27 protein-coding genes are annotated in these 21815 nt (G+C 69.4%); 11 read left to right on the top strand and 16 right to left on the bottom strand.

The window, feature by feature from the left end:
• Positions 1-76: 76 nt before the first annotated feature.
• From EGT67_RS07520 to mnhG, 6 genes are read left to right on the top strand one after another with little or no spacing between them, the layout of a single operon-like run.
• Positions 77-2914, top strand: a complete 2838-nt coding sequence (locus tag EGT67_RS07520) for a Na+/H+ antiporter subunit A (RefSeq protein ID WP_127915447.1) — start codon at positions 77-79, stop codon at positions 2912-2914.
• The gene (locus tag EGT67_RS07515) at positions 2911-3465 is read left to right on the top strand and encodes a Na(+)/H(+) antiporter subunit C (protein ID WP_127915446.1); all 555 of its coding nucleotides are present in this window, start codon (positions 2911-2913) and stop codon (positions 3463-3465) included. The genes EGT67_RS07520 and EGT67_RS07515 overlap by 4 nt, the downstream gene beginning before the upstream one ends.
• The gene (locus EGT67_RS07510) at positions 3462-5063 is read left to right on the top strand and encodes a Na+/H+ antiporter subunit D (protein WP_127915445.1); all 1602 of its coding nucleotides are present in this window, start codon (positions 3462-3464) and stop codon (positions 5061-5063) included. Before EGT67_RS07515 ends, EGT67_RS07510 begins: the two co-directional genes overlap by 4 nt.
• Positions 5060-5632, top strand: coding sequence for a Na+/H+ antiporter subunit E (locus tag EGT67_RS07505; protein ID WP_127915444.1), 573 nt, complete (start codon positions 5060-5062; stop codon positions 5630-5632). Before EGT67_RS07510 ends, EGT67_RS07505 begins: the two co-directional genes overlap by 4 nt.
• The gene (locus EGT67_RS07500; RefSeq protein ID WP_114718602.1) at positions 5629-5889 is read left to right on the top strand and encodes a monovalent cation/H+ antiporter complex subunit F; all 261 of its coding nucleotides are present in this window, start codon (positions 5629-5631) and stop codon (positions 5887-5889) included. The genes EGT67_RS07505 and EGT67_RS07500 overlap by 4 nt, the downstream gene beginning before the upstream one ends.
• Complete coding sequence (gene mnhG / locus EGT67_RS07495; RefSeq protein WP_127915443.1) at positions 5886-6227, top strand: monovalent cation/H(+) antiporter subunit G; 342 nt, start codon at positions 5886-5888, stop codon at positions 6225-6227. Before EGT67_RS07500 ends, mnhG begins: the two co-directional genes overlap by 4 nt.
• A gap of 27 nt (positions 6228-6254) precedes the next feature.
• Here the strand turns inward: mnhG and EGT67_RS07490 are convergent, their stop codons facing one another.
• The 5 genes from EGT67_RS07490 to EGT67_RS07470 form a co-directional block, all read right to left on the bottom strand.
• Complete coding sequence (locus EGT67_RS07490) at positions 6255-7583, bottom strand: phosphatase PAP2 family protein (protein WP_127915442.1); 1329 nt, start codon at positions 7581-7583, stop codon at positions 6255-6257.
• A gap of 24 nt (positions 7584-7607) precedes the next feature.
• Positions 7608-8726, bottom strand: a complete 1119-nt coding sequence (locus tag EGT67_RS07485) for a glutamate--cysteine ligase (RefSeq protein ID WP_127915441.1) — start codon at positions 8724-8726, stop codon at positions 7608-7610.
• A 107-nt stretch (positions 8727-8833) separates the two neighbouring features.
• Entirely contained in the window at positions 8834-9541 is a 708-nt protein-coding gene (sodC, locus tag EGT67_RS07480; protein WP_127915440.1) for a superoxide dismutase[Cu-Zn], read from the bottom strand.
• A 62-nt stretch (positions 9542-9603) separates the two neighbouring features.
• Positions 9604-10173: a LytR C-terminal domain-containing protein gene (locus tag EGT67_RS07475; RefSeq protein WP_127915439.1), complete on the bottom strand. Its 570-nt coding sequence runs from the start codon at positions 10171-10173 to the stop codon at positions 9604-9606.
• A gap of 86 nt (positions 10174-10259) precedes the next feature.
• Complete coding sequence (locus EGT67_RS07470; protein ID WP_127915438.1) at positions 10260-10586, bottom strand: DUF3263 domain-containing protein; 327 nt, start codon at positions 10584-10586, stop codon at positions 10260-10262.
• A gap of 236 nt (positions 10587-10822) precedes the next feature.
• Between EGT67_RS07470 and EGT67_RS07465 the strand changes: the two genes are divergently transcribed.
• Genes EGT67_RS07465 through EGT67_RS07455 form a run of 3 tightly spaced genes read left to right on the top strand, consistent with a single transcriptional unit; the run spans position 10823 to position 12500 of the window.
• Positions 10823-11428, top strand: a complete 606-nt coding sequence (locus EGT67_RS07465; RefSeq protein WP_127915437.1) for a peptide deformylase — start codon at positions 10823-10825, stop codon at positions 11426-11428.
• Positions 11429-11439: 11 nt separating this feature from the next.
• On the top strand, positions 11440-11685 hold the full coding sequence (locus EGT67_RS07460; RefSeq protein ID WP_127915436.1) for a putative acetyltransferase: 246 nt from the start codon (positions 11440-11442) through the stop codon (positions 11683-11685).
• A gap of 14 nt (positions 11686-11699) precedes the next feature.
• The gene (locus EGT67_RS07455) at positions 11700-12500 is read left to right on the top strand and encodes an exodeoxyribonuclease III (protein WP_127915435.1); all 801 of its coding nucleotides are present in this window, start codon (positions 11700-11702) and stop codon (positions 12498-12500) included.
• A 16-nt stretch (positions 12501-12516) separates the two neighbouring features.
• Here EGT67_RS07455 and EGT67_RS07450 read toward each other — a convergent pair whose 3' ends face one another.
• The 3 genes from EGT67_RS07450 to EGT67_RS07440 all read right to left on the bottom strand — a co-directional run bounded on the left by EGT67_RS07450 (position 12517) and on the right by EGT67_RS07440 (position 14164).
• Positions 12517-12861 (bottom strand): GNAT family N-acetyltransferase, encoded by a 345-nt coding sequence (locus EGT67_RS07450; protein ID WP_127915434.1) that lies wholly within the window; start codon positions 12859-12861, stop codon positions 12517-12519.
• Positions 12862-12952: 91 nt separating this feature from the next.
• Positions 12953-13312: a GNAT family N-acetyltransferase gene (locus EGT67_RS07445; protein WP_127915433.1), complete on the bottom strand. Its 360-nt coding sequence runs from the start codon at positions 13310-13312 to the stop codon at positions 12953-12955.
• Positions 13313-13645: 333 nt separating this feature from the next.
• A complete protein-coding gene (locus EGT67_RS07440) occupies positions 13646-14164 on the bottom strand; it encodes a GNAT family N-acetyltransferase (RefSeq protein ID WP_127915432.1) in 519 nt (172 codons plus the stop codon).
• A gap of 68 nt (positions 14165-14232) precedes the next feature.
• Here EGT67_RS07440 and thiD point away from each other — a divergent pair, with 68 nt between their 5' ends.
• Entirely contained in the window at positions 14233-15084 is an 852-nt protein-coding gene (thiD, locus tag EGT67_RS07435; RefSeq protein ID WP_127915431.1) for a bifunctional hydroxymethylpyrimidine kinase/phosphomethylpyrimidine kinase, read from the top strand.
• A 9-nt stretch (positions 15085-15093) separates the two neighbouring features.
• Here the strand turns inward: thiD and EGT67_RS07430 are convergent, their stop codons facing one another.
• The 6 genes from EGT67_RS07430 to EGT67_RS07405 all read right to left on the bottom strand — a co-directional run bounded on the left by EGT67_RS07430 (position 15094) and on the right by EGT67_RS07405 (position 20173).
• Entirely contained in the window at positions 15094-15279 is a 186-nt protein-coding gene (locus tag EGT67_RS07430) for a hypothetical protein (protein WP_127915430.1), read from the bottom strand.
• 73 nt (positions 15280-15352) lie between these two features.
• Positions 15353-16210: an adenylate/guanylate cyclase domain-containing protein gene (locus EGT67_RS07425; RefSeq protein WP_127915429.1), complete on the bottom strand. Its 858-nt coding sequence runs from the start codon at positions 16208-16210 to the stop codon at positions 15353-15355.
• A 52-nt stretch (positions 16211-16262) separates the two neighbouring features.
• On the bottom strand, positions 16263-17720 hold the full coding sequence (locus EGT67_RS07420) for a M20/M25/M40 family metallo-hydrolase (protein ID WP_127915428.1): 1458 nt from the start codon (positions 17718-17720) through the stop codon (positions 16263-16265).
• Between the two features lie 103 nt (positions 17721-17823).
• Positions 17824-18576, bottom strand: coding sequence for an ABC transporter permease (locus EGT67_RS07415; protein ID WP_127915427.1), 753 nt, complete (start codon positions 18574-18576; stop codon positions 17824-17826).
• Positions 18573-19529 (bottom strand): ABC transporter ATP-binding protein, encoded by a 957-nt coding sequence (locus EGT67_RS07410; protein WP_127915426.1) that lies wholly within the window; start codon positions 19527-19529, stop codon positions 18573-18575. Before EGT67_RS07410 ends, EGT67_RS07415 begins: the two co-directional genes overlap by 4 nt.
• A 110-nt stretch (positions 19530-19639) precedes the next feature.
• Positions 19640-20173, bottom strand: coding sequence for a pentapeptide repeat-containing protein (locus tag EGT67_RS07405; protein WP_127915704.1), 534 nt, complete (start codon positions 20171-20173; stop codon positions 19640-19642).
• A gap of 207 nt (positions 20174-20380) precedes the next feature.
• On the opposite strand from EGT67_RS07405, the gene EGT67_RS07400 reads away from it, so the two are divergent.
• Complete coding sequence (locus EGT67_RS07400; RefSeq protein WP_127915425.1) at positions 20381-20836, top strand: hypothetical protein; 456 nt, start codon at positions 20381-20383, stop codon at positions 20834-20836.
• A gap of 15 nt (positions 20837-20851) precedes the next feature.
• Here the strand turns inward: EGT67_RS07400 and thiG are convergent, their stop codons facing one another.
• Positions 20852-21601: a thiazole synthase gene (thiG, locus tag EGT67_RS07395; RefSeq protein WP_013417095.1), complete on the bottom strand. Its 750-nt coding sequence runs from the start codon at positions 21599-21601 to the stop codon at positions 20852-20854.
• A gap of 1 nt (position 21602) precedes the next feature.
• Positions 21603-21812, bottom strand: coding sequence for a sulfur carrier protein ThiS (thiS, locus tag EGT67_RS07390; RefSeq protein ID WP_127915423.1), 210 nt, complete (start codon positions 21810-21812; stop codon positions 21603-21605).
• Between the last annotated feature and the right edge of the window lie 3 nt (positions 21813-21815).

The following is a 21815-nucleotide window of genomic DNA, read 5'->3' as shown; positions in this document are numbered from 1 at the left end:
CTAGCGAACGGTCTGCCCGACTCTCGGTTCACGCCGATTCGTCACCCCGCCGCCCAACAACCCGACGGAGTGCCATTTGCTTGTCATATTGATCGCCCACGCGATAGCCGCCGTTCTGGCTCCGCTCGTCGTGCGATCAATAGGACGCAACGCGTTCTTCCCGCTCGCGCTGGTACCACTCGCGAGCCTCGGCTGGGTCATCGCGAACTGGGGCACCGAACAGTCCCTGCACATCCAGTGGGCGCCCGGACTGTCGATGGACATCGACATGCGCTTCGATTCGCTGGCCGCGATCATGTCGGTGCTGGTCCTGGGCGTCGGCGCACTGATCCTCGTCTACTGCGCGCGCTACTTCACCGACGACGAACCCCGCCTCGGAATCTTCGCCGCCGAGATGGTCGCCTTCGCCGGCGCGATGTTCGGCCTCGTGACCAGCGACAACATGCTGATCCTCTACACGTTCTGGGAACTGACGACGGTGCTGTCGTTCCTGCTCGTGGGCCACTACGCCGAACGCGCCACCAGCCGCCGCGCCGCCACCCAGGCACTGCTGGTGACCACCGCGGGCGGCCTCGCGATGCTGGTCGGCATCATCATGCTCGGCCAGCAGGTGGGCAGCTACAACCTGTCCGACGTGGTCGCGAACCCCGCGAGCGGCTGGCTCGCAAGCGTCGCGATCGTGCTCGTGCTGATCGGCGCGCTGTCGAAGTCGGCGATCGTCCCGCTGCACTTCTGGCTGCCCGGCGCGATGGCCGCGCCCACCCCGGTGAGCGGCTACCTGCACGCCGCGGCGATGGTCAAGGCCGGCATCTACCTGGTCGCCCGGATGGCTCCCGGCTACGCCGATTCGCCGCCCTGGCGAGTCACGATCATCGTGCTCGGGCTGGCGTCGATGCTGCTCGCCGGCTGGCGTGCGCTCCGGTCGTTCGACCTCAAACTCGTGCTCGCATTCGGCACCGTCAGCCAGCTCGGGTTCCTCATGGTGCTCGTGGGCGTCGGCTCCCGCGACGCCGCCCTGGCCGGGATGACGATGGTCGTCGCGCACGCAATGTTCAAGGCCGCGCTGTTCATGGTGGTCGGCGTCATCGACCACACCACCGGGACCCGCGACATCCGCAAACTCGCCCGCCTCGGACCGAGCGCACCGTGGCTGGCGACGATCGCGGCGCTCGCGGCCGCGTCGATGGCCGGGCTGCCGCCGTTCCTCGGTTTCGTCGGCAAGGAGGCCGCGCTCGAGTCGATCCTGCAGGCCGACGTGCTCGAACCGTGGGCCCGGACCACGGTCGTCGTCGCGATCGCCGCGGGCTCGATCCTCACCGTCGCCTACAGCATCCGCTTCGTGTGGGGCGCCTTCGGCCGCAAGCGGCAGCGCCAGCCGAGCCCCGCGGTGGCGAACATGCACGCCCCGAGCGCACTGTTCCTGGCACCGCCCGCGTTGCTCGCCGTCGCCGGGTTGGTGGCGGGCCCCCTGTCCCCGCAGCTCGAGAAGCTGCTGACGCCGTACTCGACGACGCTGCCCGCGGGCCCACACCCCGACTACCACCTGGCGCTGTGGCACGGCATCAACACGCCGCTGCTGCTCACCGGCGCAATCGTCGCGCTCGGCACGGTGCTGTTCGTCGCGCACCGCTGGGCGGTCCAGCGGCTGCGGTTCCAGCATCCGCCGCTCGGCAACGCCGACCGCGTGTACGACGCGACGCTGCGCGGCATGGACACCCTGTCGATACGGCTCACCGGTTCCACGCAGCGCGGTTCGCTGCCGCTGACGCAGTCGACGATCCTGGCGACGCTGGTGTTGCTGCCGATCATCCTGCTGGCGCTGCACACCGACGTGTGGGCGGAGATCCGGTTGTGGGAGTCCCCGCTGCAGCTCACCGTCGGGCTGATGATGATGGCGGCCGCGCTGGCCGCGACGGTGCTGCGCAACCGTCTCGCCGCGGTCATCCTCGTCGGGCTCAGCGGTTACGGCTGCGGCGTCATCTTCGCGCTGCACGGCGCGCCCGACCTGGCGCTCACCCAGTTCCTCGTCGAGACGCTGACGCTGGTGATCTTCGTGCTGGTGCTGCGGAAGCTGCCCGCCGAGATCGACGAGCGTCAGGCCATCGGCTTCAAGCTGCCGCGGGCCCTGCTCGCGATCGGCGTCGGCGCCGCCGTCACCACGCTCGCCGCCTACGCGATGAACGCCCGCAACTCGGCGCCGATCCACCTGCAGTTGCCCGAGGCGGCGTACGCGCTCGGCAACGGCCGCAACGTGGTCAACGTGCTGCTCGTCGACATCCGCGCCTGGGACACCCTCGGCGAGATCTCGGTGCTGCTGGTCGCGGCGACCGGCGTCGCGAGCCTCGTCTTCCGGCACCGCCGGTTCGGCACCGCCCCGCGGGTCGCCGACGCGCCGGCCGTCGTGCTCGACGCGGCGTCGTCGAGCACCGAGACGACGTGGCTGCGCGGCGGCGACCTCATCGACCCGCGGCACCGGTCGCTGGTGCTCGAGGTGACCACACGGCTGATCTTCCCGACGATGATGGTGCTGTCGGTGTACTTCTTCTTCTCCGGCCACAACGCGCCCGGCGGCGGTTTCGCGGGCGGTCTGACCGCCGGTCTGGCACTGGTGCTGCGGTACCTCGCGGGCGGCCGCTACGAACTCGGCGAGACGGTGCCCATCGACGCCGGCAAGATCCTCGGCCTCGGTCTCGCACTCTCCGCGGGCACCGCGCTGACGTCGCTGTTCCTCGGCGCGCCGCCGCTGTCGTCGGCGGTGTTCGAGGTGACCCTGCCACTGCTCGGCCACATCAAACTCGTCACCGCGCTGTTCTTCGATCTGGGGGTGTACCTGATCGTGGTGGGTCTCGTGCTCGACGTGCTCCGCAGTCTCGGGGCCCGACTCGACGCACAGGAGGAGGTGAACGCCCGATGACCGCCGATCTCGCCACCCTGATCCTCATCGGTGTCCTCACCGCCGCCGGGGTGTACCTGCTGATCGAACGCAGCATCACCCGCATGCTGCTGGGCCTGCTGCTCGTCGGCAACGCCGTCAACCTGCTGATCCTCACGGTCGGCGGGAGGTCGGGCAATCCCCCGATCGTGGGCCGCGAATCCGTGCACGAGGAGATGGCCGACCCGCTGGCGCAGGCGATGATCCTGACCGCGATCGTGATCACGATGGGCATCGCGGCGTTCGTGCTGGCCCTTGCCTACCGATCGTTCAAGATCACCACGGCGGACCGGGTCGAGGACGACGCCGAGGACACCAAGGTCTCCAAGCGGCGCACCCCGGCCGAGGCCCCGGACCGCGACCGCTCCGACGACCCGCTCACCGGCGCCCCGTCCAAGGGCGGCGACGCCTTCGACTCCAAGGGCAATCCGATCCCGGTCGACCAACTCGAGGATCCCGAGGACTACACCGCCTACGAGTCCCTGCACGAGGACGACGAACTGGAACCAGAGACCCCGGGAGGTAAGCGATGACGCTCTCCCCGGACCTCATCGGCACGCTCGCCCCGCTGCCGGTTCTGATCCCCATGATCGCGGCCGCCGTCACGCTGATCCTCGGCCGGCGCCCCACCGCGCAGCGCTGGATCACCCTGGCCGCACTGACCGCGGTCACCGGAATCTCGGCGATGCTGCTGTACCTCGCGGACCGGCACGGCACCACCGCGATCCAGGTGGGCGGCTGGGACACCCCGATCGGCATCACACTCGTCGTCGACCGACTGTCGGCGCTGATGCTGCTGGTGTCGTCGATCGTGCTGCTCGCCGTCATGGTCTATTCGATCGGCCAGGGCATCCGCGACGGCCACGAACACCAGCCGGTGTCGATCTTCCTGCCGACGTATCTGGCGCTCACCGCCGGCGTGTGCAACGCGTTCCTCGCCGGCGACCTGTTCAACCTGTACGTCGGCTTCGAGGTGCTGCTCGCCGCGAGCTTCGTGCTGCTGACGTTGGGCGCGAGCGCGGACCGGGTCCGCGCCGGCGTCTCGTACGTCATGGTGTCGATGGTGTCGTCGCTGATCTTCCTGTGCGGTATCGCGTTCGCGTACGCCGCCACCGGCACGCTCAACCTCGCCCAGATGGCGCTGCGGTTCGACGACATTCCGGTCGGCACCCGCATGGCGATCTTCGGTGTGCTGCTGGTGGCGTTCGGCATCAAGGCCGCCGTGTTCCCGTTGTCGACGTGGCTGCCCGACTCGTACCCCACCGCCCCGGCCCCGGTCACCGCGGTGTTCGCGGGCCTGCTCACCAAGGTCGGTGTGTACGCGATCATCCGTGCGCACACGCTGCTGTTCCCGCAGGGCGAGCTCGACAACGTCCTGATGGTGTGCGGCCTGCTGACGATGATCGTCGGCATCCTCGGCGCGATCGCGCAGAGCGACATCAAACGTCTGCTGTCGTTCACGCTGGTCAGCCACATCGGCTACATGATCTTCGGCGTGGCGTTGTCGACGCAGTCCGGCCTGTCCGGCGCGGTGTACTACGTGGCGCACCACATCATCGTGCAGACGACGCTGTTCCTGGTGGTGGGCCTGATCGAGCGGCAGGCCGGGTCGTCGTCGCTGCGCCGCCTCGGCGGTCTCGCGGCGGCCAGCCCGCTGCTCGCGATCGTGTTCCTGGTGCCGGCGCTCAACCTCGGCGGCATCCCGCCGTTCTCCGGCTTCATCGGCAAGATCGCGCTGCTGCAGGCCGGCGTCGCGCACCCGAGCGCGCTGTCGTGGATCCTCGTCGCCGGCGGCACTGTGACGAGTCTGCTGACCCTGTACGTCGTGGCCCGCGTGTGGACCAAGGCGTTCTGGCGGGCCCGCGCCGACGCCCCCGAGGGCGACCTCGCGGACGTGAGCCCCTCCGCGCTGATCGACGAGTCCGAGGAGGACATCGCGTTCGTCGACCGCGAGGACGTCGGAAGGATGCCGGTGCTCATGCTGCTGCCGACGATCGGGCTCGTGGGCGTCGGCCTGGCGCTGACGATCTTCGCGGGCCCGATGATCGGGATCAGTGACCGCGCCGCCCAGGACCTGCAGAATCGGGATGTCTACATCACCGCCGTGCTCGGCGAGGGAGGTGGCCGATGACCCGCGAACGCGTACTGCGCGTCGGCGTCCTCGCGTGGCTGACGCTGGTGTGGATCCTGCTGTGGGGCACGTTCAGCTTCGCGAACCTGGCGGGCGGCCTGGTGGTCGGCCTGCTGATCATGTGGCTGCTGCCGCTGCCGCGGGTTCCGGTCGAGGGCCGGGTGCACCTGCTGTCGATGATCAAGCTGGTCGGGATGATCATCTTCTACGCGGCGCAATCGAGTGTCCAGGTCGCGTGGCTGGCGGTCCGTCCGGGTCCGCCGCCGGTCACCGGGGTGCTGCGCTGCAAGCTCGGCATCAAGTCCGACCTGGTGCTGACACTGTGCATCGACGTGCTCAACCTGATCCCCGGCACGATGGTACTGGAGGTCGACCAGGCCCGACGCGCGGTGTACGTACACGTCCTCGACGTCGGCACGACCAAGGCCGTGGACCAGTTCTACCGTTCGGTGCGGCAGCTCGAGCGGCTGTTCATCGCATCGTTCGAGCGTGATTCGGAATGGCAGCCGGCGCCGTGGCATCTGCGCGACTACGAGTACCACGAAGAGGGCAGGGAGGACCGAGCATGACGGCCGTGATGATCATCGCCGGAGTGATGCTGGTGGTGGCGGCGCTGCTCACCACCTACCGGCTGCTGGCCGGGCCCGGCAGTCTCGACCGACTGGTCGCGATGGACACCCTCATCGCGACCGCGATCTGCGGGCTGTCGGTGTGGGCCGCCTACAGCGGCGACACCACGATCGTGCCCGCCATCGTCGCGCTCGCCCTGGTCGGCTTCGTCGGCTCGGTGAGCGTGGCCCGATTCCGGGTGAGTGACGACTCGTGAACACTTTCCTCGACGTCCTCGCCGCGATCTGCATCCTCACCGGATCGTTCCTGGCGCTCACCGCGGCGATCGGCATCGTCCGCTTTCCCGACACCCTTTCCCGCATGCACGCCGCCACCAAGCCGCAGGTCGTCGGCCTGGTGCTGGTGCTGGTCGGTGCGGTGATCCGGCTGCACGGCAACGTCGACATCTGGATGCTCGTGCTCATCGGGCTGTTCACGCTGCTGACCGCGCCCGTCATCGCGCACAGTGTCGGCCGCGTCGCCTACCGCGAGCAGCGCGGACGCGACGGGCTGCTCATGGATCAGCACGACGACACCCCTGGCACGTTCCGCTAGCGTCTCCCCACCCCGCGTTTTGCGCACTTATCGCGCCGACGCGGCGTCCTCCGGGAGCGACAAGTGCGCAAATCGCGGGGAGACGGGGCGGTAGAAGGTGCGCCAGTACGCGAAGGCGAACAGCGCCGGGAGGCCGAGGAGCAGCGGGGTCGACACGATCGGGTACTCGGCGATCTGCACGGCGAGATAGCGGTAGCTCAGCAGTAGCGCGGCCAGCAGGACCGCGCCGCCGGCGACGAGCCGGATCCGGAACGAGCCCCAGCCGCGCTCCGGGGCGCGCAGGGCCGACTCGAGCGTCAGCGTCAGCACGACACCCGCGACCAGGTCGACACCGTAGTGGTAACCGAAGCCGAGGGTCGCGGTCAGCGTGCACACGAACCAGAACGTGCCGCCCCAGCGCAGCCACCACGGTCCCTGCCGCGAGTGGATGAACAGCGCCAGCGACCACGCGGTGTGCAGGCTGGGCATGCAGTTGCGGGGGGTGGCGTCGTCGAACGGCATGGCCGACGGCGTCAGGTCGAACGGCACGACGCTCGGCCAGAAGTCGCCGACCTGGAAGCCGTTGCCGTCGGCGCCGAACGCGAAGATCGGCCCGACCACCGGGAACAGGATGTAGAAGACCGGGCCGATCAGACCGATCAGCAGGAAGGTGCGCACCAGGTGGTGCGACGGCCAGCCCTTGCGCAGCTGGTACAGCGCCACGACGATCGCGGCGACGGGCAGCTCGATGTACACCCAGTGCAGGACGCCGTAGCCGACGGAGCCGAGTGCGTCGACGACGTTCCCCATCACCCACGAGGGGTTGCCGAGGGCGTGGTCGGCGAGCTGGACGTACTGGTCGAGGACCATCGGCCGGGCGATGACGGTGATCTGCAGCCACACGTCGCCGAACTTGGTGGCGACGATCAGCAGCGCGCCGAGCCCGACGCCCATGAGCGCGTTGCGCCGCTGCTCGCCTTGCCATTTCACCCCGGCGTACACGCCGATCGAGGTCAGCACGATCACGGCGCCGTTGCCGACGGTCAGCGGTCCACCGGCGAGGTAGCGGATCGCGGCGATGACGACGTCGATCCCGGCCGCGCTCGACAGCGCGATGACCCGCTGCCGGTTGGTGAGCCCCACCATCGCGAGGGCGAGCCCGGCCCACGGCACGGACGCCGACTTGGGGGTGCCGACGAAGTCGTCGAGCAGGCTCTCGAGCGGCCCCTGGAAGCCGCGCGAGGACGCGAAGATCTGCAGCCCGGTGAGGACCAGTACGACGGCGGCGACGGCGCCGCCGAGCAGGACATTTCGGGTTCGATCGGTGAGCCGCACCGGCTCCGTACGCTCGCCACCGTCCACCAACACGCCGTCCATAGTAAACGGCGAGTGAATGTGACCTTAAGTGTCGAGTTCGTCGACGAGCGAGCTGACGACGGCGCGCACGTCACCACCGGTGGCGGCGGCAACCTTGCGCTGGCGTTGGTAGGACGCCCCGCGACGGGGGATGTCGGCGACGCGGGCGAGTTCGTCGGCGCAACCGAGCCGCGCGGCGGTGGGGGTGAGCTTGTCGAGCAGGTCGTAGAGGTCGTCGGTGACGAGACGTTCGCTGTTGTCGGCGCCGAGGATGACCTCGGCGTCGAGCCCGTATCGCGCTGCCCGCCACTTGTTCTCCTGCACGTGCCACGGCGGCATGGACGGCAGCGTCTCCCCCGCCTCGAGACGGGTGTCGAGGTCGACGACGAGACAGTGGACGAGCGCGACGAGGGCGCTGAGTTCGCTGCGGGTGGAGATGCCGTCGCACACGCGGACCTCGATGGTGCCCCAGCGGGGCGCGGGGCGGATGTCCCAGTGCAGGCCGCCGAGACTCTCGATGACACCGGTGGTGAGCTGGTCGTGGACGTAGCCCTCGAACTGGGTCCAGTTCTCGAACTGGAACGGCAGGCCCGCGGTGGGTAGCTGCTGGAACATCAGCGCACGGTTGCTCGCGTAGCCGGTGTCGACGCCGGCCCACATCGGGGACGAAGCCGAAAGCGCAAGCAGATGAGGATATTTCAACAGAAGCGAGTTGAGGATCGGGAACACCTTCTCCTTGGCGGAGATCCCGACGTGCACGTGCACACCCCAGATGAGCATCTGCCGCCCCCACCACTGGGTGCGTTCGATCAACTCGTCGTAGTGCGGGGTCCGGGTGAGCAACTGGGTGGACCACTGCGCGAACGGGTGGGTGCCGGCACACATGAGGTCGACGCCGAGCGGATCGGCGGCCCGACGTACCAGCGACATCGTCTCCGACAGGTCGTCGATGGCCTCGCCGACGTTGTCGCAGATGCCGGTGACGAACTCGACGGTGTTGCGCAGCAACTCCTTGGTGACCCGGGGTTCGTCGGCCAGTTCACCGACCGCGTCGAACACGGCGGCGGCAGTGTTGGAGAGATCGCGGGTGGTCCTGTCGACCAGCGCGATCTCCCATTCCACCCCGAGGGTCGGACGCGGTGAACCGGCGAACGGGACTCCCACGATTTCGATCCAACCACAGCGTCCGAGCGCGCGCAGGACGCCCGACATACGCGAAACGGCGGGGCCGCGATGGCCCCGCCGTTTCGGTCCGGCTGTGTGCCGAGTCGTCAGCCCTTGATGACGCCGCAGGCGACGCGGCCGCCGGCGTCGCCGGTGGCCAGCGTCTGCTGGTCCGGCACGGGCGCGTTGTCGGGCAGCGTGTAGCGGGTGGGGATGTTGGCGAAGTTGTCGGCGTCCGCGTGGATCATCAGCGCGGTGCCCTTGCCGCCGTTCTTCAGGTCGTCGAGCGTGAAGGCGCTCGTCGTGGTGACGAGGTACGCCTTGCCGTCCTCGCGCACCTCGAGGGAGGTGAGGTCGCCGCTGGCCGGGTGCCCGGTGTGGCCCTCGACCTGGTAGTGGCCGCCGGCGGAGAGGAAGTTGCCGGGCTCGCCGCCGGTGGGGGCGACGGAGTTGGGCTCGCACTTGCCGACGGAGTGGATGTGCAGGCCGTGGAAGCCGGGCTTCAGACCCTGCGCGTCGACGGTGATCTGGACGTAGCCGCCGGACTCGGCGAGGGTCGCCGTCCCGACCTGGGCGCCCTTCGCGTCCTTGAGCTGCACCGAAACGGATGCCGCGGTGGTCGTGGTGACGTGCTCGGAGCCGCTTTCGCCGTGCTCACCCGCGGGGGCCGGGGCACCGGTCCACACCGGCGGGGTGGTGCCGGGCTGGTCGGTGGGCTCCTCGTTGTTCGAGCAGGCGGTGAGGCCCAGCGCGGCGATCGCGACCAACGGGGTCACGACGCGCCAGGACTTGCGACGGGAGAATTGCGAGGCCATCGAACCGCTCCTTCGAGGTGGTTGAAATCTGCCGATGATCATAACGAGCAGGTCCGGCGGACTCACTCCGAGGTGACGATCACGATCACTCCCGGCGAGGCACTGGCGATGCCGGTGAAGCGCGGCTCGGCGGGGACGCCGAGCTCCGCGGCGATGGCCTGCGCGGCCTGCTTCTCGGCGGCGGTGTTGCCGTAGTAGACGGTGGTGGTGAGGATCATCCCGTAGCTGTAGTTGCCGGTCTCGGAGACGTTCCAGCCGTTGGACGTCAGCTCGTTCGCGGTCTGCGCGGCGAGACCGGACACGTTGCTGTTGTTGAACACCCGCACCGGCACCGTCTTGTCGACCGGGCCGGACGCCACGGCCGCGGAGGTGGTGGTCGGCGTGGCGGTCGGGGTGGTGGTCGTGACGGCGGGAGCCGCAGTGGTGGTCCGTGCGGCCTGCGCGGCGGCGGACGTCGTGGTAGCCGTGCTCGTCGACGCGGCGGTGGTGTCCGCGACGGGCGCCGATTCGCTGGAATCCGAGCCGCCCAGGGAGGCCGCGCCCAGTCCGGCGAAGAGGATCGCGAGGGCGATCAGCACCATCGCGATCGCACGCAACGGGGGGCCAGACGACTCGGGGTTCGGGGTGGTCACGGCTTACGACCTTAATCGGCGCGTCGAACGCTTTCGGTAACGAGGTGACGACGGCCGGGGGTTTGGTGACGGCTGGAGGAGGCTGACTAGGTGGGGATGTCGAAGCCGAGCCGACGCGCGGCGCGGGCCTTCTGCCGGCTGGCCCGCAGGCGCCGCAGGCGCTTGACCAGCATCGGGTCGGCGGCCAGGGCCTCGGGGCGGTCGACGAGTGCGTTCAGCACCTGGTAGTAGCGAGTGGCCGACATGGAGAAGAGTTCCTTGATGGCCTCTTCCTTCGCGCCGGCGTACTTCCACCACTGACGCTCGAAGGAGAGGATGTCGTGCTCGCGGCGGGTGAGTCCGTCCTGGCCTACCTCGTTCGCCGACGCGCCGTCGCTGTGTTCGGATTGGTTCCGCGCTGCTGCGCCGTCCATCTCACTCCTCGACTGCTCGATGATTTCTCGATCCCGCTCGACCTCAGCGAAACCTCCGCGCCCCGTGGACCCGACAGGATCAGGTCGAGCAGTGTGCCCGGACACTGAGACATCGCTCGGGACCGAGCACGAATTACACCGATGTTCTTCCTGGTCATTGAATCACGATCGAGGCGTTCGGTACCGGCTTCCGGCGGGGCGCGCCGCGAATATCACGCCCATTATCCTTGGTGACCATGGCAATTCTTCCGATCCGGATCGTCGGCGACCCCGTCCTGCACGAGCCGACCAAGCAGGTGACCGAGTCACCGGCCGAACTCGCCGATCTGATCCGCGACATGTACGAGACGATGGACGCCGCCAACGGTGTCGGTCTGGCAGCGAACCAGGTGGGTGTCGCGAAGCGACTGTTCGTCTACGACTGCCCCGACGTCGACGAGAAGGGCAAGTCGGTCCGCCGCCGCGGCTGCGTGGTCAACCCGGTGCTCGAGACGTCCGAGATCCCGGAGACCATGCCGGACGAGGACGACGACGTCGAGGGCTGCCTGTCGGTGCCCGGCGAGCAGTTCCCGACGGGCCGCGCCGACTGGGCGAAGGTCACCGGCACGGACGAGGACGGCAACCCGGTCGAGATCGAGGGCCGCGGGTTCTTCGCGCGCATGCTGCAGCACGAGACCGGGCACCTCGACGGCTTCCTCTACGTGGACGTCCTGATCGGCCGCAACGCGCGCGCCGCGAAGAAGACGATCAAGCGGTCGGGCTGGGGCGTGCCGGGGCTGAGCTGGACGCCGGGCACCGTCGACGACCCGTTCGGGCACGACGAGGACGACGACGAAGACTGAGTAGAGGACCGATGTCGGGTATCGAGCCGACGATCGGCGGCCGGGTGGTGGTGCGGTATCGCCTGCCACCCGGTGGCTCCCACCCGCTGACCGACGTGATCGGCACGCTCGAGCAGCTCGAGCCGACGGTGGTGGTCCGCACCTCCGACGACCGGGTCGTCGAGGTGCAGCGGGCCGACGTCGTCCGCCTCAAGGCGCTGGGGCCGAAGCCGGTGCGCCGGGCCGGGACCGGGTCCGGCGACTGTCCGAGCAGCTGACTACCCTCACGGGTGTGCGAATCGCGACGTGGAATGTGAACTCGGTCCGTGCCCGAACGGACCGGATCCTGGACTGGCTGGCCCGCACCGACACCGATGTGTTGGCGATGCAGGAAACCAAGTGCAAGGACGAGCAGTTCCCGTACGAGCGGTTCACCGAGGCCGGCTACGAGGTGGCGCACGTCGGCCTGAGCCAGTGGAACGGCGTCGCGATCGCGTCGCGCATCGGGCTCGACGACGTGCAGATCGGGTTCGCCGATCAGCCCGGGTTCGACAAGGACCCCGCGGCGGAGGCCGCGCAGGAGGCCCGCGCCATCGGCGCGACGGTCGGCGGGGTGCGGGTGTGGAGCCTGTACGTGCCCAACGGCCGGGAGCTGACCGACCCGCACTACGTCTACAAGCTGGAGTGGCTCGCCAAGCTGCGCGCCGACGCCGAGGGCTGGCTGGCCGGGAACCCGGACGCGCAGATCGCGCTGGTGGGCGACTGGAATGTCGCGCCCACCGACGAGGACGTGTGGGATCCGGCCTTCTTCGAGGGCAAGACGCACACGTCGCAGCCGGAGCGGGACGCGTTCGACGCGTTCGCCGAGGCCGGTTTCGCGGACGTGGTGCGCCCGCACGCGCCCGGCCCGGGCGTCTACACGTACTGGGACTACACGCAGCTGCGGTTCCCGAAGAAGCAGGGCATGCGCATCGACTACGTGCTGGGCTCGCCCGCGTTCGCCGCGCGGGTGACGGCCGCGCACATCGACCGGGACGAGCGCAAGGGCAAGGGCGCGAGCGATCACGCCCCGGTGGTCGTCGACCTGGACTGAGCGGGATCGCGCAGGCCTAGCCGTCCAGGAGATCGAGATACTCGGCGTGGGTGCCGAGGTACCGCTTGACGTAGGTGCAGACCGGGCGGATCCGCGTGCCCTCGCGGTGAGCGCGGTCGAGTACCTCGCGCACCAGCACGGCCGCCCACCCGCGTCCACCACGGTCCTCCCTGACGACCGTGTGCAGCAGTGTCAGCACGTCGCCCGACGCACCGGTGGCGTCGCGCCGATAGCCGAGAATGCCGACCAGTTCGCCGCGAACCCACAGTTCGTAGCGCTCGTGGGGTGGGCTGTCGACGACCCGGACGGGCGCGTCGACCGAGCCTGAGGTTCCCGGGGATGCGGAGTTCACGTTTCCCATGAAACCGGGCGAACCGCCGACACGGGGCCCGATTCGTGGCGGGTGACGCGGTTCGATGCCGATCCTTGACCGCGGCGTGGCCGCGGGTCGATCAGTTGAGCGAGATCGCGTCGACCGCCTCGATCGGGGCCATGAGATCGAGATACTCCGGGTGCGCCTCGACGAACCGTTGGACGTAGGTGCACACGGGTCGCACCTTCCAGCCGTAGTCGCGGGCCTGATCGAGCGCGCGACGCACCATCACCGCAGCGAGACCGCGGTGCCCGAAGTCCTCGACGACGACGGTGTGCATGAACGAGACGACGGGAGTGAACTTCTGCGCCCCGGGCTTTCTGGCCGGCGAGGTGTCGTAGTAGCCGACGATGCCGACCAGATCTCCGTTGAGCCGCAATTCGAAGCGGTTCTGGTCGGTGTTGTCGGTTACGTCGGCACTGGGCGAATCGGCGAACACGACACCTCCTCGGGACGCTCTCATTACATCAATGTGATCCACGCCACTATTAGTACAGGCGTCCAGCGCGACCTGTCAGGCATTTGACCGAATGCCCTGCATTTCGACTTCGCCACGAGCGAACGCGACGACGACCCGGGCGGCGACGGCGAGGCGCCGTGCCCCCCGATACGCGACTGCCCCACAATCGTTCCGCCGCAGACCGATTCGACATCGACTGCCGAGAGTTCGCACTGCCGAGCCCCTTTCGGACCGCCGAGACCTCAGGCGAAGAAAACCGGTCACCCGGTTACCCGACGTTCCCGAGGGCATCGGGAAGGCGTCGCGTCGAGTTCAGACCCCGAACGGCTCGGCGTAGCGCACGGTGCCCGCCGGAACCGGGGAATCGTCCAGCGCCATCACCATCAACGACTCGTCGGGCACATCGAACGAGACACGGACGCCGTGCGTGCAGGCGCGGGTGAAGCCGAATCGCGGGTAGTAGTCCGGGTGACCCAGCACGATCACACTCGACTCCCCCTGCGCGCGAGCCGCATCCAGCACCGCCCGCGTCACGGCCGCGCCCAGTCCCCGGTTCTGGTACTCGGGCAGCACCGATACCGGAGCCAACGCGAGCGACGCGACGCCGTCGACGTGACAGCGGGTGCACAGCGCGTGCGCGGCCACGGTGTCGTCGCCCAGGACCGCCACCCACGACAGTCCGTCGATCCACGCCGGATCGGCGCGCAGACTGTCCACCAGGTCCGCCTCGTCCGGCCCCGGGAACGCCGCGAGCACGACGGCCCGCACCGCCTCGGCGTCGTCGGGCCGTTCGGTCCGCAGGCGGTATTCGGGGGCGGCGGCGGAGTTCATGCGTCGAGCACACCACGACCGCGAGCGTGGCGGCAATCGAGTTTCCACGCCTGGGTAGGCTCGAGGCCGTGGACTACCTGCCCCTGACGCCGACCGGCCAGACCCCGATCCGCGCCCTCACCATCGCCGGCACCGATTCCGGCGGCGGCGCGGGCATCCAGGCCGATTCGCGCACCATGGCGATGTGCGGGGTGCACGCATGCGTCGCGGTCGCCGCGGTGACCGTACAGAACTCGGTGGGCGTCAGCGGATTCCACGAGATCCCGCCGGAGACGGTGGCCGCTCAGGTGCGCTGCGTGGTCGAGGACATCGGTGTGTCCGCGGCCAAGACCGGCATGCTCGCATCCACCGCGATCATCGAGGCCGTCGCCGAGGTGTGCACCGAGGTCGGGATCGGTCGCGACCAGGCGGTGCCACTCGTGGTGGATCCGGTGTGCGCGTCGATGCACGGCGATCCACTGCTGCACGCCGAGGCGCTCGACGCGGTCCGCAACACCCTGATCCCCATCGCGTCGCTGGTGACGCCGAACCTCGACGAGGTGCGGCTGATCACCGGCATCGAGGTGGTCGACGACGCCAGCGCCCGCCGCGCCGCCGAGGCCCTGCACGCGCTGGGCGCGCAGTGGTCGCTGGTCAAGGGCGGGCACCTGCGCTCGTCCACGTCCAGCACCGACCTGCTGTTCGACGGCGACATGTTCCACGAGTTCACCAGCCCGCGGATCGAGACCGGCAACGATCACGGGGGCGGCGACACCCTCGCCGCGGCGGTCGCGTGCGCGCTCGCCAACGGCTACGCGATGCCCGACGCGGTCGCGTTCGGCAAGGAATGGGTCACCCGGTGCCTCGAGGCGTCGTACGACCTGGGTGCGGGGCACGGGCCGGTGTCGCCACTGTGGCGGCTGGATCCGAAGAACGCGTAGGACGCCTGATCAGCGCGAGTAGTCGCGGAGCGTGAAGACGAAACCGACGGCCACCACCGGCACCGCCAGGATGTAGACGGCGATGCGAAACCAGGTGGGCCCGTAGTAGCTCACCGCGATCGCCGCCGCCAGCGCCGCGATGATCATCAGCACCCCGTAGAAGGGTGTGCGTTGTGGATGCTCGGACTCCGCCACGTCCTCAGTGTGCGCGTCGCGCGTCTGGCGCGGCAACCGTTCCCCGAAGTGGTCCGGTTCGTCCGTTCGGCAGTCAGTGAGAAGCGGGTATCGGCCGCAGCAGGTAGATGCGTAGGTCCTCGGGCACTCCGCGCTGCGGCGCTGCCAGCAGCCCGCGCCGGTACCGTTTCGCGAGCAGGCCCAGTTCGGCGAGCCGTTCGGTGCCGATCGCGTCGTGCGTGTTGCCGGACATGACGACGTGACCGTTCCCGCCGAGTTCCATCATCCGGGCGGCGACGTTGACGTCCACACCGAACCAGTCCGCCCCGACGGGCTGCGGCGCCCCGGTGTGCAGGCCGACACGCATGCGCGGCCGGTAGCCGTCGTGCTCGACGGTCGCGAGCGCGGCGCGCGCCGCGAACACCGCTTCCACCGCCTTGTCCGGGTGGTCGAACACCACCATCAGCCCGTCGCCCAGCCGTTTGACCACCTGCCCGCCCCGCTCGATCATCGGTGGTTCGATCGTCGCCGCGACCGCCCGCAGGAGGCCCAGGGTCGGGCCGTCGCCCACCTGCAGCGACCAGCTCGAGAACCCCACCAGATCGGTGAACACGATCGTGACTTCGCCGTTTGCGGGGCTCCCCCACGTCTTCTCGAGCACCGCCTGCAGCACCTGCAGCGCCGCCATGCTCACTTCGCGGGACGCACCCGAACCGGTGTCGATCATCCGCGCGGCCGCCCGCGCCCCACCCGGACCGGTCGTCGACAGCGGATCACCGAACGAAGGATCCCCCGGCAGCGACCGGCGGATGCGCCGGACGGCGTCCACGAGTTGCGGCTGCCGGTCCGCGTCACGCATCCACTTCGCGACCCTGGCGGGCCCGCTCTCGGCACCGGAACACGCCTGAGGCAGTTCCGGGGTGGTGTCGTCGCCCTGCGAGTCGTCACTCACCCCGGCAAGAATAATCGCGGGTGCGGCATCTCGCAGAAGTGCCGGGTGTCGTCTACTTCCCGGTTTCGGCGCGGGCCGCGGAGCGCTCGTCACCCGCCCCCGGCACGCCGTTGGGCCCCTCGATCGACTGCGCGTAATGCCCGATTCCGTACCCCACGGCCTCGGCGTTCACGGCCAGCGCCGCGCGGTCCACGTTCGCCAGCGTGTCCTGAGCGGTGTGGTAGTTCGGGTCGAATCCGGCGCCGGGATCCCCACCCCACTTGTCGGCCTGAACTGCGGTTTTTGCTTCCTCCGCGCCGGTGAACAATCCGCCCGAGGGAATGCCGGTCGCGATGAACGGTCCGTAGTCCGAACGTCCGTCGAAGTCCGTGCCCTCCGGCGAGATGCCCAGTTGCAGCAGGATCGCGCCGAACGTGCGCTCGATACCCGCCGAACCCTCCGGCCCCGGCCCCTCGCCCGTCCGGTCCGAATCGTCCCCGTCGTAGACGAAGTAGCCGGCGTTGTGCGAGCCGACCATGTCGAAGTTCAGGTACATCGCGATGTCGGCGCGGGCCGTGTCGTCGAGGCCGTCCACGTACGCCTGGGAACCGTTCAGCCCCTCCTCCTCGGCGCCCCAGAACGCGAACCGCACCGCGTTGGTGGCGTTCGGCGTCGCGCCGAGTCGCCGGGCCGCCTCGAGCAGCGTCGCCACGCCCGAGCCGTCGTCGTTGACGCCCGGCCCCTCCGGCACCGAGTCGAGGTGCGCGCCGACCATCACCACGTCGTCCGACGCGCCGGTCCGCGTCTGGGCAATCACGTTGCGGGACTTGGCCGATTCGACGGTCGTGTCGAGCGCGAGCGTGACGTCGCCACCCTGGCGCAGCGCAGCGCCGTCCGCCTTGCCGACGCCGCCGGTGGGGATCCGGGCGTCGTCCTTGCTGCCCAACGTGCCGCCGGTCAGGGGCCCGTCCACGTTGTTGGCGACCAGCATCGCCGCGGCGCCGCGCTCGGCAGCCACCTGCTGCTTCTGCGCGAACGGGCAGGCACCGCGATCGACCAGCACCACCGCGCCGGTCACGTCCAGGCCGGCGTAGTCGGTGTCGTCGCAGCCCGGAGTGTCGTCCGACGGCACCGGCACCAGCGGGGCGGTCAGTCCACCCGCCGGGGTGGACGGCGAGTACGTCAGCGCCTGCACCGGCACCTGGCGCCCCGACACCTGCAGTGTCTGCGTCGTCGCGTGGAAGATGTCGACGGCGAACTCCGGTGTGTCGACATCGAATCCGGCCTGCTCGAGCTGGTCGACGACGTAGTCGACGCTCGCGTCGTAGCCGGGGGTGCCTGCCGCGCGGTTACCGCCGTTGTCGTCCGCGATGCGCTGAAGTTGCTCGAGGTCGCCGATCACCGCGTCGGTGTCGATCGCCGCGGCCAGGCCGGGGCCGTCCACCGGCGGGCCGAGGTCGTCGGGATCACCGCATCCCGACAACAGCAGCGCGCCGGCGATCACGGTGACGAATCCCACCGTCGTGCGCATGTGCCGAAGCGTAGCCGATCACGGCACCGGTGGCCGGGGCACCGAAAACGCCGAGGGCCCCGCACCGTCGGAACGGTGCGGGGCCCTCACTGGCGGAAGCGACTCAGGCGTCGCGCTTGTTCACCGCGAACAGGGCGGCGCCGAACACGATCGCGACGAACGCCGCGAAGTAGAGCAGCGAACCCCACGGACCCCAGCGGAAGTCGAACGTCGCACCCGACCCGAGGAAGTGGGCGATGTTGTTGAAGGGGCCGAACTCCCCGATGTACTTGCCCACCTTGGGGATCATCGTCGCGAAGCTCTCGATCACCAGCGGCCACAGCAGCAGCAGCGAGATCGCACCCGCCGACTGGCGGATCAGCGTGCCGACACCGACCGCGAGGACTGCCAGGAGTGCGTAGTAGATCGGGATACCGAAGAGTTCACGAGCATTGCTGTCCGCGCCGAGGTCCAGCGTCACGCCGGCCGTCGCCTGCGCCACGAAGTACGACGCCAGCGCGATGACCAGTCCGAGGACGCCGGCGATGATCGCCAGCAGGAGGGCCTTGCCCGCGATCACCTGGGTGCGGTTCGGGATCGCCTGGAACGTGGTGCGGATGACGCCGAATCGGTACTCGGTGGTCACGGCGAGTGCCGCCATGATCATCACCAGCATCGACCCGAACTGGACGGCCCCGAGCTGGGTGTACGCCGCGGTGAACTCGCCCAGCGATTCGGCATCCGACTCCACGAGGGACTTGTAGGCGATGCCCATGACCGCCGCGAGGCCGACACTGGCGACCACAGCGATGAGGCTGCACCACATCGGCGACTTGGTGGACGTGAGCTTGATGCGCTCTGCATTCAACACGCTCATCCGAGCGCACCTCCCATGTTCTGCCCGGCTGCTCCGGCGATCTGAGCGTGGTACTGCACGTCGTCGCCGGTGAGCTTCATGAACGCGTCCTCGAGCGAGCCGCGCTGAGACGACAACTCGTGCAGCACGATTCCGTTGGCCCCGGCGAGCGCGCCGATGTCGTCGGTCTTGACTCCGGACACGACCAGCGCCGACTGATGGTCGACGCCCGCGTCGTCGCGGACCGCGAAGCCCTGCGCCGTGAGCACGCCGCGCAGGGCGTCGAGCTGTGGGCTGCGCACCCGCACCGACGATTCCGACGCACGGTCGACGAAGTCCTTGACGCTCGTGTCGGCGATCAACCGACCGCGGCCGATCACGATGAGATGCTCTGCGGTCAGCGACATCTCCGACAGGAGGTGGCTCGAGACCAGGACCGTGCGGCCCTCCGCGGCCAGGCTCTGCATGAACTTGCGGATCCACACGATGCCCTCGGGGTCGAGACCGTTGACCGGCTCGTCGAAGAGCAGCACCTTGGGATCGCCCAGCAGCGCGCCCGCCAGGCCCAGCCGCTGCGACATGCCCAGCGAGAAGCCGCCGGCCTTCTTGCCCGCGACCTCCGTCAGGCCGACGAGGCGCAGGACCTCGTCGACGCGCGACATCGGCAGCGAGTTGGCCGCCGCCATCCACTGCAGGTGCGCCTTGGCCGAACGGTTCGGGTGCACCCACTTGGCGTCGAGCAGCGCGCCGACGGTGCGCAGCGGCTGCTTGAGCTGGTGGTACGGCACGCCCTCGATCAGTGCGGTGCCCGACGTCGGCTTGTCGAGGCCGAGGATCATCCGCATGGTCGTCGACTTGCCGGCACCGTTCGGGCCGAGGAAGCCGGTGACGATTCCGGGCTTCACGGCGAACGTGAGATCGTCCACCGCTCTCGTCGACCCGTAGGTCTTCGTCAGTCCCCTCACTTCAATCATGAGGACCACTCTGCCCGAAACGCCCCTACCTGCGCATCGGTCTCCGGTCTACACCCGAGTCATACCCTGGGATGACGTCCACCCCGAGACCGTGTCGGGGATCACCCCGGTCAGGCCCGGACGGCGCCGTCCGGCATCCGCACGTCGGTCAGGTCCGCACCGCTCACGTCGGCCGTCGAGAGCAATGCACCCGTCAGATCGGCGTGCGCGAGGTACGCGCCCGCCAACCGAGCCCCGGTCAGGTCGGCGTCCTCGAGATGCGCACCCGTCATGTACGCACCCGACAGGTCGGCCCCGGCCAGGTTCGCGTGGGCCAGGTACGTCGATGTCAGGAACGACAGCGTGAGCACCGCCCCGGTCAGCTTCGCGTTCGTCAGGTACGCCTTGCTGAAGTCCGCGTCCGCGGCCACCGCCCCGGAGAGGTTGGCTCCGGTCATGTCGGCGCCGCCGAACTCGGCAGCTGTCAGGTCCGCACCCGAGAGGTCGGCGCCGACCAGGTTGGCACCGGTGAGATTGGCCCCGGCGAGGTCCGCTCCCGACAAGTCCAGACCGTGAAGGTCTGGCGCATCGGGCAATTCATCGCGTCGGGCGTTCCACGCCACGACATCCGAGCGGAGGAGTCGGAGGAGATCTGCGTTCAGCATCGTCGACATGGCACGTCCTATCGCAGCAGCGAAACCGACCTGGCCTCACCCAGCCTAGGGCGCAACGCCCCGACCTCCGGGATTTTCGATCATTCCGTTATCGGCGTGGCGCGGACGGACCTCCCGTAACGCTCCGCACCGGCCGACACGACAGAGGGGACGACTCCGCCGAACCACGGGAGAGCCGGCCCCCTAGGAGGAGGACTCGTGAGAAGAATCGTCACCGCGGCCGCTGTCGCGGTCGCACTCGGCGCCGTCGCCGCGCCCGTCGCCGGTGCCGAGGAAGTTGGCCCGCAACCGATCCCGCCGAGCTCGATCACGAGCGGATCCGCGTCGATCGCCGCGCCGGGGCTGCGTGCCGCGTTCGACCGGGGCGCGACGATCGTGGAGGCGGTGCGCGACTACGCCCACTACGACACCACCCGCGGCGTGGTGTACCGCGTGGTGCACGACCCGGAACAGCTGTCCTCGCCGACGGTGAAGTTCGTCGTCGTGGGCGCCCTGCCCGCGGACGAGTTCATCGGCGTCACCTACCCGCCGCAGTCCTTCGCCCAGATCTACCGGATGCCGAAATCCCACTACGAGGGCAACGCCCCACTCGGCGGGCATTTCGTCACCGCACCACCGGTCCTCGGAGTCGGCCTCGCGTTCGCGACCCCCTAGCCGTCGCGGCCGGCATCACATTGGCGACGACGCCTGCGCCCAGAACCGCTTCGGGATCCGGCCGGCGTGCCGCGCCTCGTAGCCGGCGGTGACCGCGCCACGCATCGCCGACGCCATGAGCGCCGGATCCTTGGCGCGGGTGACCGCCGTCGCGAGCAGCACCGCGTCGCAGCCCAGTTCCATCGCGAGCGTCGCATCGCTGGCGGTGCCGATACCGGCATCGAGGATGACGGGGACGTTCGCAGCGTCGACGATCATCTCGATGTTGTGCGGGTTCGAGATGCCCAGGCCGGTACCGATCGGCGAACCCAGCGGCATCACCGCGGCGCAGCCGACGTCCTCGAGCCGCTTGGCGAGCACCGGGTCGTCCGTGGTGTACGGCAGGACGGTGAAGCCGTCGTCCACCAACTGCTCTGCGGCGCTGACCAATTCGATAGCGTCAGGCAGGAGGGTGCGCTCGTCGGCGATCACTTCGAGCTTCACCCAGTCGGTTTCGAGCGCCTCGCGCGCGAGCTGCGCGGTGAGCACCGCCTCGGCGGCACCGCGGCAGCCGGCGGTGTTCGGCAGCGGCGCGATGTCGAGGCGGCGCAGCAGGTCCAGCACGCCCGTGCCGCCCGCGGCGTCGACCCGGCGCATCGCGACGGTGGTCAGTTCGGTGCCCGACGCGACCAGAGCCTCCTCGAGCACGGCGAGGTTCGCGGCGCCGCCGGTGCCCATGATCAGGCGCGAGCCGAAGGTGCGGTCGGCGATCGTCAGCTTGCCCATCTCAGCCACCCTGCACCGCCGTGAGGATCTCGATCTCCCAGCCGCGGCCCACCGACTCGGTCCAGCGGCCGCGCGGGAACACCGCGCCGTCCACCGCGACGGCGATGCCACGCTGCGGCAGATCCAGCCGCTCGAGCAGCTCCGTCACCGTCAGCGGCCCGTCGAATTCGCGGTCCTCACCGTTGACGGTGATCCCGATCAACTCACTCATCCA

This window comes from Prescottella agglutinans (assembly GCF_004011865.1).
Taxonomy (GTDB): domain Bacteria; phylum Actinomycetota; class Actinomycetes; order Mycobacteriales; family Mycobacteriaceae; genus Prescottella; species Prescottella agglutinans.
This window is presented reverse-complemented; position numbering and strand designations above follow the sequence as displayed.